Genomic DNA, 16,078 nt, shown 5'->3' on the forward strand with positions numbered 1-16,078 from the left:
CGGATCGGCCTCATCACCCAGCAACTCACGCTGCCAGATGCTGTAATCCGCGTACTGCACCGGCAACGGCGCCCAACCCGGAGCATCCCCGGCCGCCCGCGCCGCATACGCGGTCATCAGATCCCGGAACACCGGCCCCGCCGACGAGCCGTCGGCCGCGATATGGTGCACCACCATCACCAGCACGAACTCACCGGCGACACCGGGTACTTCGTCGGTATGGCCCGCGCCCCGCACACGCAGCAGCTCGACCCGCAACGGCACCTCGGCCGTCACATCGAACCCGGCCGCCGCAAACTCCGTCACCGCCGCCACAACATCCGCAGCGGCGACCGACTGCACCTCCAGTCGCGGTGCCACGTCCCCGGTCGGCAACACCACCTGGACCGGGCCGGACTCGGTTTCCGGATACACCGTCCGCAGCACCTCGTGCCGCGCCACGAGGTCCGACACCGCAGCCCGCAGCGCGTCCACATTCAGTTCACCGGACAAGCGGATCGCGAGTGGAATATTGTATGCCGCCGAACCGCCGTCGAAGCGGTTCAGGAACCACATCCGCTGCTGCGCCGGCGACAGCGGCACCGCGCTCACGACCTCGCCCGAGGCCGTGACCCGGGTCGGCCGCGGCTGCGGCACCAATTCCGCACGGCCGGCGGTTCCGGCCTGCTGTGCCAACCGCACAGCCAGACCGGCCACCGTGGCGGCTTCGAACAGTGCGCGCACCGGCACCTGCGTACCCAGCGCCTTACCCAGTCGCGCCGCGACCTGGGTCGCGCTCAGCGAGTTACCACCGAGGGTGAAGAAATCGGCGTCGGCGCCGATCCGGTCGACGCCCAGAACCTCCGAGAAAACCCCGGCCACGAGCTCCTCGAGCGGGGTCGACGGCGCCCGGAATTCTTGCGCCTCGAACACCGGCTCCGGCAACGCCCGGCGATCCAGCTTGCCCGAGGCGTTCAACGGGAACTCGTCCAGCACCATCAATACGGTCGGCACCATGTAGGCCGGCAACCGGTCGGTCAGATGGCGACGCAGTTCGCCGGTGTCGACGGCCGCCGCCGGCGCGGCAATCACGTAACCCACCAGCCGGTCACCGGTCTGCGGATCCGACTTCGCGGTCACCACCGCACGCGTCACCGACCCGTGCTCCACCAGCGCGGACTCGATCTCCCCCAGCTCGATACGCTGACCACGTACCTTCACCTGGAAATCCGACCGGCCCACATACACCAGTTCGCCGGTAGCGGTCCAGCGCACCACATCGCCGGTGCGATACATCCGCTCGCCGGTACCGAAGGGGTTGGCCACGAACCGGTCCGCGCTCAGATCCGCCCGGCCCGCGTACCCGCGCGCCAGCTGCGTACCCGATAGATACAGCTCACCGGTCACCCCCGTCGGGACCGGACGCAACCGCGAGTCCAGTACGTAGACCCGCGCGTTCCACACCGGGCCACCGATCGGCACCGCACCCACCACACCATCGGGAACGACAGCATGTGTGGCATGCACCGTGAACTCGGTGGGACCGTACAAGTTGTACAGCGCCACGTCGCTGACCTGCCGCACCGCGGCCACCACATCACCGGTGAACGCCTCACCGGCCACGAACAGCAACCGCAACGACGACAGCGCACCCGGGTCGGCTGTGGCGCTCTCGGCGAACACCGACAGCATCGACGGCACGAACGACGTCGCCGTCACCCGCTGCCCGGCGATCACCGCACCCAGATAAGCCGGATCACGGTGACCGTCGGCTTCCGCCACGACCATCCGCGCACCCACGGTCAACGGCGCGAACAACTCCCACACCGACACATCGAAAGTCGCCGGGGTCTTGAACAACACCACGTCTTCGCCGGTGAACTCGTACTGACCGACTATCCACGCGATCTGGTTGCGCAGCGCCGCATGCGAGACCACCACGCCCTTCGGACGCCCGGTCGAACCGGACGTGAAGATCACATAGGCGGCATTGCCCGGCCGCAGTCGCGCCCGCCGATCCGCGTCCGACAGCGGCGTATCCGCGTACCCGGACAAATCGACCTCGTCCACCACGACGACCGGACGTGGTGCGGCCTCGAACCCGTCGCCGCTGCGTGTCAGCACACAAACCGGCGCGGCGGTATCGAGCACATAGACGATTCGTTCCGCCGGATGATCCAGATCCAGCGGCACATACGCACCACCCGCGGCGACGACCGCATGGATGGCCACCACCAACTCGACCGACCGGCGCATCGCGATCGCCACCGGTATTTCCGGGCCCACCCCGGCCTCGATCAGATGGCGCGCCAGCCGATTGACCCGGCCGGTGAATTCGGCATAGGTGAGCGCCACGCCCTCGGCGGCCACGGCGATCGCGTCGGGTGTACGCGCAGCCTGCTCGGCGAGCAGGTCCGGCAGGGTGTCGCTCGGTACCGCCCGCGCCGAATCGTTCCACTCCACGAGCATTCGGGAGCGTTCGGCCGCGGTGGTGAGGTCCAGCTCCCACACCGGCGTCTCGGTTCCGGCCGCGAGAAAGCGGTCGAAGAACTCCAGGAAACGCGTGTGGTGCCCGCCGGCCTCGGCGGCGGTGTACAGGTTGGGGTTGTACTCGAAGTCGAGATGCAACCGGGCGCCGCGCATCGACTGATAGAGGTTGACACTGAGATCGGTGATGATGCCGGTGGTCAGCACCTGCAGGGTGCCGACCATCTCGCCGAGGACGATCTCGTCGTCGAACAGCATGATGTTGACCAGCGGACCGAAGGACGTGGTGAGCGCGCCGGCGTCGCGGCGGATGTCCTCGCTCCGATAGCGCTGATGGCGCAGGGCCCCGGCCACTTCCACCTGGACCTGCCGCAGCAACTCCGCGACCGTGGTGCCGTATCCGACGCGCAGCCGCAGTGGAACGATATTCGACAATGCGCCACCCGAGCGGCGCATGGCCGCCGTGACCCGCGCGGTGACCGGCAGACTCAGCACCACTTCTCGGGTGCCGGTGCACTGTGCCAGATAAGCGGCGAATGCGGCCAGCAGCTCCTGGGCCGAGGTGGAATCGCGCCGGACCAGAGCTGCGTCCAGCGAGGTCTGCCGATCATCGGTCAGCGCCGCCCGCTGCACTCCCTTACGGGCAGCAGGCGGAGCTGTCCGGCCGGTGAGGCCGTTGCCCGGCTCGAGTCCGGTGACGCGTTCGGCCCAGTACTCTTTGTCCGCTTCGAATCGGGTACTGCCGCGATAGGCGATTTCCTGTTCGTACAGCGTGCTCAGCGGCACCGCCTTGGGCGGCGTCGGCTCGGTACCAGTGCGATAGGCCGTGTAGAGCTCGGCAACCCGGTTCACATACGTCATCGCGCCCAGGCCGTCGAACGCGATGTGGTGGACGCGGGAGTACCAGTACCAATGATCGTCGCTCAGGTGCAGGGCGAAGCTGGCGGACAGCCGGTCCTCGGTCAGCTCCAGTGGACGGCTGTACTCGGCGCGCATCCACTTCTGAGCGGCTGCGACCGGGTCGTCGGCATCACGTAGATCGACATAGCCGACCCCGTCGTAGTCGGCGATCGAATGGTCGACCCACTGTAGCGGCTCCCCGTTGCGTTCGACGATGCGCAGGAAGGAGGAGCCCACCTCGTGGGAGGCGGCCAGGACGGCCCGGGTAAGGGTGTCGATATCGAGTTCACCGCGCAGCTCGACGTACTGTGCGATATTGATCGGAACCTGCGGGTCAAGATGCTGCGCATACCAGATGCCCAGCTGCGCGGGCGACAGGGGGAACAGGCTCCCGTCCGTGGCTGCTGCGCCACTGTCCGTACCGTTCCCGCCGTTGTCCAGCCGGTCCAACCGTAACCTCGCTTCCGGAACGCACGCGTGCGCTTCCAGTCAACACCCGGAGCGCGACGCGTACCGCCGACAGCGCGGCAACCGCGGTTCCAGGTCCACTTCTCGTTTGCTCAGGCAAAAATGTCCATCGGAGTTATCCGTTTGTGAAGCCGGAGCCGTTACATCGGGCGCCCCGTACCACCCGGCACACCCGGTGCCCCATGCCACCGTGCCATCGCACCCGGGCGTCGACTCCTGACCACCGATCCAATCTACCGAAGCACAGCCGTGTCACCAACCGAGTTCGGCGAGGGTGCCACCGGTCGGCGGGCGGTTTCCGGGATCCCCCGGGCGGTTCGGCCGCTCCGCCCTCATCCGCCCAGGTGACTGCGGTCACGCACCGGGTCGTAAAGGTGCGATTGCGCACAATCGATGCCGGTCTCCAGCGCCCGTCCGACCAGGATCACCGCCGCCCGGGACAGCCCCGCCGCCTCGACCCGATCCGCGATATCGGCCAATGTGCCGCGCAACACGATCTGGTCCGGTTGACTCGCGCGATAGACCACCGCGGCCGGGCAGTCCGGCCCGTAGTCCGCGACGAGTTCCAGCGCGAGCTGCCGGATACGGGTGATCGCCAGGTGCAGCACCAGCGTGGCCCGGGTGCGGGCGAACCCCGCCAGTGCCTCGGTCTCCGGCATCGCCGTCGACCGTGCCCGCGTGCGGGTGAGCACCACCGACTGCGCGACCTCGGGGACGGTCAGCTCCGTACCCAGCAGCGCCGCCGCGGCGGCGTAGGCGGGGACGCCCGGGGTGATATCCCACGGCACGCCGGCGGCATCGAGCCGGTGCGTCTGTTCGGTCAGGGCGGAGTAGAGAGATGGATCACCCGAACACAACCGCGCCACCTCGTGACCCGCCGCTGTGGCTCGCATCATATGCGCCGTGATCTCGTCCAGGTCGAGCCGCTGGCTATCGATGAGTTCGGTGGCCGGTGCGCAGTGAGCGAGCACCTCGGGATCCAGATATGTGCCCGGGTACAGGCAGACCGGACACCGCCGCAACAATTCCACCGCGCGCACCGTCAGCAGATCCGCGGCGCCGGGCCCGGCTCCGATGAAGTGCACAGTCATGCGTGGAGTGTAGGCACCGGTCGGTGCCGGACCGGCCGCGCGTACCCGCCCCGGGGCCGCGCGGCAGCCGCCCGCCGGCGCCGGGCACCGCGTCCCCGGGGCCGGCGCCGACGGGACGCGGGCGAGCCGCGGCCGGTCCGACCACCGCGATCAGCTCCCCACGGCGTCGAAGAAAGCGATGATCTTGGTCGGCTGTACCCGGACCAGGAGTTCACCCGGCACACCGTTACGCCGTCCGAACTCGTCGGCGCGGGCCGTACCCATATAGCGCCCGCCGAGCGCGGTCGCCGACCGCAACAACTCGGCCGGATCCTCGGACAGGGTGACCGTGCCCTGGATCTGCACCGCCGCATAGGGCGGCTCCTCGAGGTCCACCACCATCGCGATCCGGGGGTCGCGCTGCAACGCTTTCCCCTTGGCGGTCTCCTTGCCGGTGTTGAAGACGATCTCGTCGCCGTCGAGCAGGAACCACACCGGCGTCACCAGCGGACGCCCGTCGCTCGCGGTGAACGCCACTTTGGCGGTTCGGGTTCCGTAACTGAGGAATTCACGCACCTTGGGGTCGGAAAGTGAGGCCATGCGGATAAGCCTAGGGCGGCGGGGTCCATTTACCTCGTCTACCGCCCCGCGGGTCGCACCCTCAGGCCCCGGGGCTCCCAACTCGCCCGCTTCGTCCCCCGCTCGATCCCGCCGGACCCCGACCACGGACACCGACTACCGGGAGCGGACGGAGACGTGTGCGAATACGCGCCTCGACCGACCGGGTGAGCCACCGTCGGTGTGCGGGAGGGGCACCGATCTCCGGCCGGCCGCAGGCAGCCACGGATGTCACACCCCGCCGGCCTGTGTCGTCGATGCGGTGTTCGCCGGGGAAACACCGGCAGGAGAGAAGAGGTTCGCCATGGACGTCGCCTACCACATCGTCGCCGCGCTGACCGCCCTGTGGGTCGGGTTCTCGGGTTACTCGCTGTTCGCGAAGAAGCAGTTCGTGATCGAATCGCTCGAACAGTACGGTGTGCCGCGGTCGTGGTGGAACTGGCTGGCGCTGGCCAAGGGCGCCGGGGCGCTGGGATTGCTCGCCGGTTTCGCCGTACCCGTGCTCGGTGTGGCCGCGGCCGTCGGCCTGATCGTCTACTTCCTCGGCGCGACCGCGACCGCACTGCGGGCACGCTCGTACCGGACCGCGGTGTTCCCGCTGCTCTACCTGGCTCCGGTGGTCGCCACGCTCGTCCTGCATCTGGCGCGGTGAGGCGGCCCTCGAATCAACCCCGCGAAACCGCCGATACCGTGACCGCCGCCGGGTAATACTCCGTGTGGCCCCGTCGCCGGGGCCGGAGCGTATGAGGAGTCGGCGATGAGTGTGGTGGACAGGTCCGGGAAAGCCCACGGGGCCTCGCCACCGAATCGGTCCGGGTTGCGCCGGGTGGTCGCCGCCTCGATGGCGGGGACCGTGGTCGAGTGGTACGAATTCTTTCTCTACGGCACGGCCGCGACGCTGGTGTTCGAAACGGTATCCGCGGGGCGTGTTCACCGCGATGGGCCTGCGCTTCGGCGAGAACATCCTGTACTACCTGGTCGTCACCTTCACCATCACGTATCTGAAGGTGCGCGAGGGTATGGCCACGGACGACATCCTGTGGTGGCTGCTCGCCGCGCACGCGGTGCACTTCGCGGCGATTCCGCCGGCCGGCGCCCTGGCCGACCGGATCGGCCGGCGTCCGGTCTATCTGGCGGGTACGGTCGCGGCCGGCGCCTGGGGTTTCTTCGCCTTCCCGATGATGGATACGGGCAACGGCTGGATCATCACGGCCGCGATCATGCTCGGCCTGATCGCGCACGCCGGGATGTACGCCCCGCAGCCCGCCGTCATGGCGGAGATGTTCCCGACCAGGATGCGGTACTCCGGGGTGTCGCTGGGCTACCAGGTGACCTCGATCGTCGCCGGTTCGCTGGCCCCGGTGATCGCCGTGAAACTGCTCGAGGTCTTCGATTCGGCGGTACCGATCGCGCTGTATCTCGCGGGCGCGGCCGCGGTGACCGCCGTCGCGGTGCTGGCCGCCCGGGAGACCAAGGGCTTCGATCTGGCCGATATCGATCGGGCCGACGCCGCCCGCGACAGCGCGGCGAACATCCGGCACTGAAACACGGCCACAGGAAGCCGCTGTCGGTCTATCGGCGCAGATCAGGACTACCGACGCCCCGTGCCGGGTCCATGTGCCGGAGCTCGGTCCAGCCGGTCCAGCCTCGCTGTCGCAGTAGTTCGGTCAGGCGACGGGCCGGCGGCCAGGTCTCGAATGCCAGTGTGTCCAGAAGCTCGACCAGAGCTGGCTCGATATCGGATGTGTTGAGATAGTGTTCGCCCCGCGTCTCTGCCAGTCGCGCGATGTAGGAGGCCATCTTGTCGGCCAATTCGGCAAGGCTCCGGTCATCGGGCCGATCCAGCGCCTCGCCCAGCGTGAGATAGAAATCGATGAGTTGGGGGTCGGCTATCTGTTCCCACTTCCGGGCGATCCATTCCGAAACCCGTTCCGGCGACCGCGCGACCAGCGGGATCCAGCCCTCACGTTCGACCTGGACGATCCGCTCGTCGACTCCGAGCGCCCGCAACCGATCGAGAAACTCGACCAACTGCGAAGGCAGCACCAGATTGTCCCCGGCAGCGAGGCAGGCGATCCGGTCGCGCAGCCGCTGCCGCTGCCGGATCTCTGCCTGCAACCGCTCGTCGATATCTGCGACCGCCGCCGCGAACTCCGCCGCGTCGGCCTGTAAAAGCTCTCGCACGCGCGCCAGCGGAACCCCGGCCTCGGCGAGGGTACGGATCCGGATCAGCTCGACCACAGCGGCGGCGTCGTATCTCCGATAACCGGAGTGGTCCCGCTGCGCCTCTGGCAGCAGCCCTTTCGCGTGGTAGTGCCGCACCGCCCGGACCGTCACGCCGGCGTACGAGGCCACCTCACCGATGGTAAGCATCGAACCAGTCTCCTGAATCCCGGGCGGGCTACGAATTCGGCCGGCCGGTGATGCCCCGAACGAGCTGGGCGATCTCCTGGGCACGGCTGACGATCAGCCCATGACCTGCGTCGAGCCACGATACGGAAATGTGCGGCCGGTCGTGAACCAGGCGCTCGATACCGGCCCGCCAGTTCTGGTTGCGCCACGGCGCGCGCCCTTCGCCGCTGTCGCCGGCCATCGAAGTCGACATGATCATGCTGATCGGAGCGTCGATCTTCCGATACCGGTCGAGGATCGCGGACCGGACGACATCCACCTCGAGATTCAGGTCGAGCGTCTCCTGGGCGGTGAGCACCACCTGACGCGGTGTGCCTTCCAGGCTCTGGTTCCAGGTCGCGAGACTGTCGAACATCGCACGGAATTCCGGCAGATCGGCCTCGGTGACGAACGGTTCGGGCACCGGATTCGCGCCGTCGACGAGAACCAGCTCGGCGGCGGCGCCGGGATGCTCACAGGCATAGTGCACGACCAGATCCGCGCCCAGCGAATGGCCCACGAGGACCGGCTGCGCGGGTAGTCCGAGGCGACTCGCCTCCGCCATAACAGCGCAGAAATCGCCCAGGAACGCCTCGAACGAATACCGGTCGGCGGCCGACGAAAGACCGTGGCCCCGCAGATCGAAGGTCACCACGTCGTGCTCGCGCCGCAGCAGCTCGATCAGCTCGTGCAGATCGGCCTGTGTCGTGAGCAGTCCGGGGCACAGGACCAGCGGTCGTCCTCGTCCGCCACGAGATATCGCGATGGTGACATCGCCGTGGCGGACCGTGAAGTGATCGATTTTCGCAGTCATGCCGACCATGTTCAGAGGTTGACCCTGCGTCAAGGTCAACTGCCGACGCCCCCGATACAGTGCGGCGCCACCCGTATCCAGCGGACTCCGGCCGGGTAACGCTCGGTACTTCGACGCGACCGGGCCGCGCACCCCCGTCGAGCCGGTGAGGTGACGCAGTGCTGCGCTATCCGTGGGCGGCGGTTTGCGCGGCCCCGTCGGGTAGTGCTGTGGTGCGGATGTTCCGGACGACAGCAACGATCCGGTCTACGTCCTCCTCGGAGAAGATATCTTCGGGCAGGCGATGAGCAGCTTCAGGAAGTGGAGCTGGTTGGCCGTGAGGGTGCGGCCGGTGTGGAATTCGTCGAAGGCGGCCGTGGCGGCGGCGACGTCGAGGCCGGTGAGTGAACGCAGAAAGAGACCCAGGCCGCCGTGGGTGGTAGCGGCGTGCTCGATGTCTTCGGCGGCCCCTGACACATTGCGGCCACGACCGGCGCCGGTACGTTGCGAAGTATGTCGAGCCTCAGTCTCAATAAACTCGCAGGCCAAAGACCTGCTCGGGCTACCATGACACCATGTCGCGGCCAGATGTAGAGCGCCCCGAGCTCCCGGAGTACATGACCTGGGAAGAGCTCGAGACTCTACCCGAGGAAATCGCCGAACGCATCGAACTCTGGAACGGACGAGTGGTGTGGTTGCGACGCGGCCCCCATGAGCACCAGGAGTTCACCAATCTCCTCTGGAGCGGACTGCGGCGATGTGCCCGCACGGCGATGTCGGCCGATCCCGAGCAATGCTGGCGGGTGAGCACCGAGACCAATGTGTTCTTCGGCCGGACCGGGATGTCCGATTTTGTCACCCCGGACTTCATGGTCTATCGGTGCATGAGCGAACCATACCGGTATGTGCGCTCTGATCGGGTCGTGCTGGTGGGCGAAGTGTTGTCGCCATCGAACTCGGATGCCGACATGGAATTGAAGAAGGCCCGTTACGCGAAAGCCGGGATTCCTTGGTACTGGGAAGTGACCCTGGCGACCCAGCGCAGCGCGATCGCTCACATCCACGCCTACACTCTCGTACCCGATGTGAGTCCCCCCGAGCCCGGCATCACGGTGCTGCACCGTGCCAACTACATCCTTGCGGGCGCTTGGTCGCCGACCGATACGGGGTCGATCACGATCAACCATCCATTCCCCATCACTATCCCCTGGTCCGAGATGGACTTTTGATCGCGCTCCGGCATGTGACATGCCTGGTAAGTGATCGCGACGTCCGACTGGTTCCAGCTGTTCCTCTGGAGCTGTCGAGGCACTGTGGGCTCGCCGCGTGACCGGCGAGCCACAATGGAAGGGTGACTCGACTTCTCATCTTGGGCGGTTCCTGGTTTCTCGGCCGTGAGATCGCCGAGCGGGCGGTGGCGCAGGGTTGGGAGGTGGCGACCTTCCGACGCGGCCGGACCGGAGCCGATGTCGAGGGTGTGACCACCGTGCGCGGTGACCGCACAAGTCCTGGTGATCTGGCGCGCCTGGCCGAGTTCGGTCCCTGGGACGTCGTGGTCGACACGTCCAGTTTCGTGCCGCGTGAAGCCTTGCTACTGGCTCGCATCCTTGAACCAATTGCCGACCGCTACGTGCTGGTTTCCACCGTGTCGGTCTACGAGGGGTGGCCGGTCGAACCGCTGAGCGAGTCGTCGGCGGTGCTGGAGTGCCCATCCGACGCCGGACCCGGTTACGGATACGACGGCGACCCTGGACCTTCGACCTATGGGTTCGGCAAGGCCGGTTGCGAACGAGCCGTCGCCGAAACCTTCGGACCGGGGCGCACCACGATCCTGCGCCCCGGTGTCATCCTCGGCCCACACGAGTACGTCGGCCGGCTGGAGTGGTGGCTCCGGCGAATGCAGCGTGGCGGGCGTGTGCTCGCGCCCGGAAGTCCCGACCGGCCGATACAACCGGTAGACGTCCGCGATGTCGCTACTTTCGCATTGACCCCGAACCTGGCAGGTATCTACAACCTGACCGCGGCACGCCGGGAACGGATGGGCGACATGCTCGGAGCGTGCCTAGACGTCACCGGTCGCAGCGCCGTTCTGGAGTGGGTGACCGATGAGTACTGGCTTACCCGACAAGGCGTCCGCCAGTGGACCGAACTGCCGCTCTGGCGCACCTACGCAGGTGCGTGGAACGTAGACGCGAGCAAGGCTCGTGGGGCCGGATTCGCCTGCCGGCCTATCCGCGAGACGGTCGCCGACACATGGGCGTGGCTTAACAACGGAGGCGCCGCAGTAGAACACGAACGGGCGGGTGAGCTAGGGATCAGCGCCGAACATGAGGCGGCGATCCTCGGTTTGTGGGATGCCGCCCGGCTCGATCACTGCGGCAGCGAGTAGCTACTTCGCGGGTGGCAGCGCCCGTATGCCGGTCGTACGCGAAAGCGAGATCGAGGTGAAGTCCTCGATCGCTGCCCCGAGTTGCAGGGCTTCGGTTGCGCCTCTGTAGCGGCTGGTTCCGAGGGTCCGGGCGAGGGCATGCAGCCGCAGCGCGATCTCCTCCGTGCGGCGAGCGGGCGGCAATTCGAAGACCGGCCGCAGTGCTTCCTGCGCTCCGGCGAGGTCGTCGCGCAATGCGCGGGCCGCGCCGAGGTCGACGTGCGCGCCGAGCGCACCGGCGCCCCAACGCTGCGCAGGAGGGATTGTGGCGAACAGGTCGACTGCCTGCGACGCTTCTTGCTCGGCTTGCTCACCGTCTCCGAGAGCAACATAGGCCGCGCCGGCGCACAGGGCGCGTCGGGGCCGGTCGAACGCGAGCTCGCCACCGACCTCGTCCAAGAACTCGTCTCCGCCTGCGCGGTCGAGTTCTGCCGCAGCGGATTCGAGTTCACCGCGGACTTCGCCGCGTGCACCCAGCATGGCCAGTGCCCTCGCATTGACAGAGTGCAGGCGCGCCCGGGCAGTACCGGCCGGTGCAGTATCGAGTGCTGCGGCGGCAATACGGTTGGCGCGGCGCGGGAACCCCGACCAGAAAGCAAGCGTCACTTGAAGTGCACGCGCCCACGCTTGCAGGGATGGATGGTCGATGACGCAGCCATACGTGTATGCGGCGCGAGCCTGCTCCTCGGCCGGCTCCACCAGGCCGAGGTCCCATGACACCGACGACAACAGCCCACACACTTGCCCGGCCAAAAGCGCTGCCTGTTGCAGTGGTTTGTGGGTGCGGTCGAGCTGGTCGTAGATGGTGTCACGCAACCCGACCAGATCGGTCAGCATTTCCAGCGGAGGAGTGATGTAGTAAGCGGTCGCAGCTTTATCTGCGGCCGCCTGGAGATGCTCCAGCGCGGAGGGATCGAGCGCGGACGCTGCTTCGATGGCGTGGCTTACCGATTCATGTGCTGCGGACACAGCAAGCTCCTGTTCCGTAACGGATCGACCATGAGTCTCGTTGTGCGGTGGCCCGAACAGCACGGCAATGGGTTCACCGAACCAGGTTTCGAGGACGCGACGCGCACCGGTTCGTGGTTGTCCGGCGCTCCCCTGGAACCAGCGCTTCGCCGCGCTGCGGGAAACCTCGACCTCGACGCCGAGAGATTCGGCGCGGCTGGCGAATTCTCGCTGGAAATCACCGGTTCCGAGGCCGTGCTCCATGGCCAGCTGTTCGAGTCGGGTACGCGGTTCCTTGCCCATACCTACCTCCACCCACGGCAATCAACGTACCGAGATTGCACCCCATAGTGGCAGGGCCGCAGCGGAAATGGGCCGGAAGTGGGCCGAAGCGGGCCGGAATGGGCCGTCCGTGGGCCGCTGCTCAGCATGATGCTGAATGCAGGCCGCGACGCCAGGTGAGCCCCCAGGGCTTCCCACCCCGATTCGGTGGGTGACGCGAATGTCCTTGGCGTCGCGGCTGCCATGGGGACTGTGCAACCGAAAGGAGCCAAGGGCCATGAATTGCGAGAACCGGAAAGCGGCCATGGAAGCACTACCGATCCGGAAACCGAACGCGACGGGCCGGGTGCTTGTGAACAACGAGGCGATGTCGTCGGCGCTGCGATGGTGGTTGGAAAGCGCCCAGTATCGCGCGCTGCTCGAACGGACGCGAGATGGTTTGCTCGCGCTCAATACGCACACCGGTGCGCAATCCGAGCCAGCCCCTGATGACGGTGAACGCCTGCAACGTGAGGTGGATGGTGTGATCGCGCGGTGGAAAGCCCAGCACCCGGAGATGCGGAGATGACCGAGGTCGTGCCGCAGCCCGGCTTGCAGAAAGCCATGGGTACCGCCGCGATCCGCCCGAGCATCCCGCGCGTCTGCAACAGTATGCTCGGCGGGAAGGATAATTATCTGGCCGACCAGGACCTCGTCATAGAACTCGAGAAATCGGCGCCGGGCCAGTATGCCGCGGCCTGGGCAAGCCGGGAATTCCAGCAGCGCGTGCTGCGGTATCTCGCCGGCACTGTCGGGGTGCGGCAATTTCTCGATCTCGGGGCCGGCCTGCCGGTTCCGGAGGCTCGCCGGGTGAACACGCACCAGATCGTGAACTTCGCGCGCGGCATCCCCGAGGCAGACCGGCCGATCGTCGTCTACATCGACAACGACCCGATCTGTGTCGCGCACGGACGTGCCTTGCTCGCGACGAATGAACAGTCCCACTATCTTCTCGGCGATCTGTCCGAGCCGAACCTGCTGCACGACCCGGCCGTCCGTACATACCTCGACCTGGAGTGTCCGGTCGGTGTGCTGTTGTGCGGGGTCATGCATCATGTCGACGAAAATCTCGACCCTGCCGGGATCGTGCACGGCTGGATCGAAGTGCTACCACCCGGTTCGTTCCTGGTGCTCACCCACCTCTTCGACCCTGGCCCCGACGACTACCTGCACGAATACGCGGTGTCGTGCCAGGAACGGTATCTGGAAGCACTCGGGTCCGGCTGGTTTCGCACCCGTGAGCAGATCGCCGGATTCTTCTACGGCCTGCGGATGGTCACGCCCGGATTGGTCCGGCCGGGCGGCTGGTGGCCGGGTGGTCCATCTTTACAACCCGAATCTGTGGCCGAGCGATTGTTGCTCGCAGGGGTCGGGCGGAAACCGCGGGATCCAGCGGACGTACGCACAAGGCCGAATCGACTCGCGTACAGGTCTCGCGAATCCGTGCCGTTGCGCGTGGTCGAATCAGCTGGTCACCGGTAGTGCGAGCAACTCGATCAGCTCGCACGGGGCGGTCTGTGCAGCGGCGCCCGGGTTCAGGCGAACAGTTCGTCGAGGGTGGTGGCGGTCAGCACCCGAGCCGTCCAGATGCGGACCCGGGCGGGGTCGGCCGAGCGGATACGGTCGGCCACCGAGTCGGGGACCGGCCCGAATTTCGCAGTCAGCAACTCGAGCAGCGCCTCGACACGCCCCTGCATACGACCGCGCGCCTCACCACGTGCCTCACCACGTGCCTCGCCACGTGCTTCGATGATTTCTGCTGTGGTCACGATCGCCTCCTTCGCTCGCGGGCCGAGCCGTTCGAAGACCGCCGCAAGATCGGCCTCGGCGGTCTCACCGACGGTCATGATGTAGGTCAGGACTGTCAGGTAATCGCCGAGTGAATCCGGGCCGGTGTCGAGGGCGCGGAGGTCTTCGAGCCAGTCCAGCATATCGTGTCCCAGCTGCCCGTTTCTCGGTGCGATGCGCTGCAGGACCAGGAGGACCCTGGCCGCGGGGGTGAGGTCGCGTTCACGTAGGGCGGCGAGGTCGAGCACAGCGATATCGTCGAGCAGGAATCGCAGCCGTGGCAGGTGAGGACCGAGGGCCTCGCGGGCGGCGGGGTCGAGATCGAGCAGGTCGGCGAGTTCGGTGGGGTGCGCCGGCGACCATCGAGTGCCATCGGCGGTGTTGTGGACGACCAACGGAATGATCGCGGGCAGAGCCTTGGCTCTTTCGTTGTCGATCAGGTGCTGGCGCCAGATGGCGACCATGTATTCGAGCATGCGGAAGGCCATGAACCGGTCACTGCTGGATTGGTGTTCCAGCAGCAGGTACACGTAGGCGGGATGCCCGTCGAGGCGGGTGGAGAACAACAGGTCGCTGAACCGGTTGCGGAGGTCGGAGTGCACGAAGCTGCCCGGCTGTAACTGTAGTGCGGTCCAGTCCAGGCGAGTGCCGATCGACTCCGGTAGCGCGGCGCGTAGCTCGGAGGCGGCGTTGGCGGGGCGGGACATCACTTTGCGGAAATACGCGTCGTGCGGGTTGGACCGCTGCTCGGTCATGCGGCGACTCTATGACCAGTGGTCAGCAGACAGCCAATCGGATGAATCGCCCGGCACACGAACTCGGCTGCCCGCACCATTCATCCAGTCACGCAAGGGTTCGGTTACTCAGTCCGGTGAGGGATCGGTGAGTGCGGCGAGGGCCATCGAGCGCAGCATGGCGCGGCTGCGGTCCCGGGCCGGGGCGGCGCTGTGCGGGGTGGAGTTGAGCAGCCCGAACACCGCGTGGGCCTGTACCCGGGCGGTCTCCTCGGTGAGGCCGGGTGTCATCTCGCACAGCACCCTCACCCACACCTCCACATAGCGGCGTTGGGTGCGCCGGATCTCGCGGCGGGCGGGTGGGGGCACATTGTCGAGGTCGCGGTCCTGGATGCGGATGAGTTCCGGTTCACCGAGCGCAAAGTCGAGATGGAATTCCACCAGCCCGGCCAGCGCCTGCCGGGGGCCTTCCGCGTCGGCGGCGACGGCGTTGCCGCCGTCCAGCAACCGGCGGCTGATTCCTACCAGCAATTCGACCAGCAGCGCCTCCTTGTTGGGGAAATGCCGGTACACCGCGGGTCCACTGATTCCGACCGCGGCGCCGAGGTCGTCCAAGCGCATACCGAGGTAGCCGCGTTCGGCGATGAGGCGTGCCCCGGCCATGAGCAACTGGCCGCGCCGCTGCTGTTTCAGCAGTTCGCGTCGGGTCGGGGTGGCAGAATCGGCACTGGTCACCCGCACTCCTTTCAGCAGACCTGGACAACTCGGTTAGTCAAGATTAACCTCAATTCCAGTTATCAGCGATTAACTCAGACGTCAGGATGACGCGATGCCCCGCACCGCGAGCCCAGCGCCCGCCACCCGGCCCGACTCCGCCAACCGGACCGCGAACCTCGCCCTGGCCGACCAGTTGCGCCGACGTCTCGCCGAGACCGCCCTCGGCGGTCCGGAGAAGGCCCGGCAGCGCCATATCGCCCGCGGCAAACTCCTGCCCCGCGACCGGGTGGACCAGCTGCTGGACCCCGGTAGCCCGTTCCTGGAGCTGTCCCCGCTGGCCGCCGACGGAATGTACGGCGGCGCCTCCCCCGGCGCCGGCATCATCACCGGGATCGGGCGGGTCTCCGGCCGGGAATGAGTGATCGTGGCCAACGAC

Annotated in this window: 14 protein-coding genes and 2 pseudogenes; 7 read left to right on the plus strand and 9 right to left on the minus strand. The window is 67.1% G+C overall.

Features of this window, described 5'->3' with window-relative positions:
- The 3 genes from ACLML9_RS21465 to ACLML9_RS21475 all read right to left on the minus strand — a co-directional run.
- On the minus strand, nucleotides 1–3,816 hold a 3,816-nt coding region (locus tag ACLML9_RS21465; RefSeq protein ID WP_411947213.1), incomplete at its 3' end, for an amino acid adenylation domain-containing protein.
- Between the two features lie 350 nt (nucleotides 3,817–4,166).
- Nucleotides 4,167–4,925 carry a precorrin-4 C(11)-methyltransferase gene (gene cobM, locus ACLML9_RS21470; protein ID WP_411947214.1) on the minus strand — a complete coding sequence of 253 codons (759 nt, stop codon included), beginning with the start codon at nucleotides 4,923–4,925 and terminating at the stop codon, nucleotides 4,167–4,169.
- A gap of 150 nt (nucleotides 4,926–5,075) precedes the next feature.
- The gene (locus tag ACLML9_RS21475) at nucleotides 5,076–5,504 is read right to left on the minus strand and encodes a PPOX class F420-dependent oxidoreductase (protein WP_030525327.1); all 429 of its coding nucleotides are present in this window, start codon (nucleotides 5,502–5,504) and stop codon (nucleotides 5,076–5,078) included.
- 322 nt (nucleotides 5,505–5,826) lie between these two features.
- Here ACLML9_RS21475 and ACLML9_RS21480 point away from each other — a divergent pair, with 322 nt between their 5' ends.
- Complete coding sequence (locus ACLML9_RS21480; protein ID WP_411947215.1) at nucleotides 5,827–6,174, plus strand: DoxX family protein; 348 nt, start codon at nucleotides 5,827–5,829, stop codon at nucleotides 6,172–6,174.
- A 256-nt stretch (nucleotides 6,175–6,430) separates the two neighbouring features.
- Nucleotides 6,431–7,066 (plus strand): annotated as a pseudogene (locus ACLML9_RS21485) (MFS transporter); the annotation flags it as partial.
- A 28-nt stretch (nucleotides 7,067–7,094) separates the two neighbouring features.
- Here ACLML9_RS21485 and ACLML9_RS21490 read toward each other — a convergent pair.
- The 3 genes from ACLML9_RS21490 to ACLML9_RS21500 all read right to left on the minus strand — a co-directional run bounded on the left by ACLML9_RS21490 (nucleotide 7,095) and on the right by ACLML9_RS21500 (nucleotide 9,183).
- A complete protein-coding gene (locus tag ACLML9_RS21490; protein WP_411947216.1) occupies nucleotides 7,095–7,895 on the minus strand; it encodes a MerR family transcriptional regulator in 801 nt (266 codons plus the stop codon).
- A gap of 28 nt (nucleotides 7,896–7,923) precedes the next feature.
- The gene (locus ACLML9_RS21495) at nucleotides 7,924–8,727 is read right to left on the minus strand and encodes an alpha/beta fold hydrolase (protein ID WP_411947217.1); all 804 of its coding nucleotides are present in this window, start codon (nucleotides 8,725–8,727) and stop codon (nucleotides 7,924–7,926) included.
- Between the two features lie 246 nt (nucleotides 8,728–8,973).
- Nucleotides 8,974–9,183, minus strand: coding sequence for a hypothetical protein (locus tag ACLML9_RS21500; RefSeq protein WP_411947218.1), 210 nt, complete (start codon nucleotides 9,181–9,183; stop codon nucleotides 8,974–8,976).
- Between the two features lie 98 nt (nucleotides 9,184–9,281).
- Between ACLML9_RS21500 and ACLML9_RS21505 the strand changes: the two genes are divergently transcribed.
- Both ACLML9_RS21505 and ACLML9_RS21510 read left to right on the plus strand, forming a co-directional pair.
- Nucleotides 9,282–9,935 carry a Uma2 family endonuclease gene (locus tag ACLML9_RS21505; RefSeq protein ID WP_411947219.1) on the plus strand — a complete coding sequence of 218 codons (654 nt, stop codon included), beginning with the start codon at nucleotides 9,282–9,284 and terminating at the stop codon, nucleotides 9,933–9,935.
- 122 nt (nucleotides 9,936–10,057) lie between these two features.
- On the plus strand, nucleotides 10,058–11,095 hold the full coding sequence (locus tag ACLML9_RS21510; RefSeq protein ID WP_411947220.1) for an NAD-dependent epimerase/dehydratase family protein: 1,038 nt from the start codon (nucleotides 10,058–10,060) through the stop codon (nucleotides 11,093–11,095).
- On the opposite strand, the gene ACLML9_RS21515 is transcribed toward ACLML9_RS21510, so the two are convergent.
- Nucleotides 11,096–12,385: a hypothetical protein gene (locus ACLML9_RS21515; protein WP_411947221.1), complete on the minus strand. Its 1,290-nt coding sequence runs from the start codon at nucleotides 12,383–12,385 to the stop codon at nucleotides 11,096–11,098.
- A 256-nt stretch (nucleotides 12,386–12,641) separates the two neighbouring features.
- On the opposite strand from ACLML9_RS21515, the gene ACLML9_RS21520 reads away from it, so the two are divergent.
- Both ACLML9_RS21520 and ACLML9_RS21525 read left to right on the plus strand, forming a co-directional pair.
- Entirely contained in the window at nucleotides 12,642–12,932 is a 291-nt protein-coding gene (locus ACLML9_RS21520) for a hypothetical protein (RefSeq protein ID WP_411947222.1), read from the plus strand.
- Nucleotides 12,929–13,885 (plus strand): SAM-dependent methyltransferase, encoded by a 957-nt coding sequence (locus tag ACLML9_RS21525; protein WP_411947223.1) that lies wholly within the window; start codon nucleotides 12,929–12,931, stop codon nucleotides 13,883–13,885. The genes ACLML9_RS21520 and ACLML9_RS21525 overlap by 4 nt, the downstream gene beginning before the upstream one ends.
- 53 nt (nucleotides 13,886–13,938) lie before the next feature.
- On the opposite strand, the gene ACLML9_RS21530 is transcribed toward ACLML9_RS21525, so the two are convergent.
- On the minus strand, nucleotides 13,939–14,946 hold the full coding sequence (locus ACLML9_RS21530; protein ID WP_411947224.1) for an Rpn family recombination-promoting nuclease/putative transposase: 1,008 nt from the start codon (nucleotides 14,944–14,946) through the stop codon (nucleotides 13,939–13,941).
- Nucleotides 14,947–15,054: 108 nt separating this feature from the next.
- The gene (locus tag ACLML9_RS21535; protein WP_411947225.1) at nucleotides 15,055–15,660 is read right to left on the minus strand and encodes a TetR/AcrR family transcriptional regulator; all 606 of its coding nucleotides are present in this window, start codon (nucleotides 15,658–15,660) and stop codon (nucleotides 15,055–15,057) included.
- A gap of 94 nt (nucleotides 15,661–15,754) precedes the next feature.
- On the opposite strand from ACLML9_RS21535, the pseudogene ACLML9_RS21540 reads away from it, so the two are divergent.
- Nucleotides 15,755–16,057: pseudogene (locus ACLML9_RS21540) on the plus strand (carboxyl transferase domain-containing protein); the annotation flags it as partial.
- Nucleotides 16,058–16,078 lie beyond the last annotated feature (21 nt).

Source organism: Nocardia sp. NPDC002869, from assembly GCF_046764065.1.
In the GTDB taxonomy this organism is placed as follows: Bacteria; Actinomycetota; Actinomycetes; order Mycobacteriales; family Mycobacteriaceae; genus Nocardia; species Nocardia rhamnosiphila.

Excerpts from the sequence above, each read along its gene's own strand:
- ACLML9_RS21515 (WP_411947221.1), bottom strand. The coding sequence starts at position 12,385 with ATGGGCAAGGAACCGCGTACCCGACTCGAACAGCTGGCCATGGAGCAC.
- ACLML9_RS21505 (WP_411947219.1), top strand. The coding sequence starts at position 9,282 with ATGTCGCGGCCAGATGTAGAGCGCCCCGAGCTCCCGGAGTACATGACC.
- ACLML9_RS21475 (WP_030525327.1), bottom strand. The coding sequence starts at position 5,504 with ATGGCCTCACTTTCCGACCCCAAGGTGCGTGAATTCCTCAGTTACGGA.
- ACLML9_RS21490 (WP_411947216.1), bottom strand. The coding sequence starts at position 7,895 with ATGCTTACCATCGGTGAGGTGGCCTCGTACGCCGGCGTGACGGTCCGG.
- ACLML9_RS21520 (WP_411947222.1), top strand. The coding sequence starts at position 12,642 with ATGAATTGCGAGAACCGGAAAGCGGCCATGGAAGCACTACCGATCCGG.
- ACLML9_RS21525 (WP_411947223.1), top strand. The coding sequence starts at position 12,929 with ATGACCGAGGTCGTGCCGCAGCCCGGCTTGCAGAAAGCCATGGGTACC.
- cobM (WP_411947214.1), bottom strand. The coding sequence starts at position 4,925 with ATGACTGTGCACTTCATCGGAGCCGGGCCCGGCGCCGCGGATCTGCTG.
- ACLML9_RS21530 (WP_411947224.1), bottom strand. The coding sequence starts at position 14,946 with ATGACCGAGCAGCGGTCCAACCCGCACGACGCGTATTTCCGCAAAGTG.
- ACLML9_RS21480 (WP_411947215.1), top strand. The coding sequence starts at position 5,827 with ATGGACGTCGCCTACCACATCGTCGCCGCGCTGACCGCCCTGTGGGTC.
- ACLML9_RS21495 (WP_411947217.1), bottom strand. The coding sequence starts at position 8,727 with ATGACTGCGAAAATCGATCACTTCACGGTCCGCCACGGCGATGTCACC.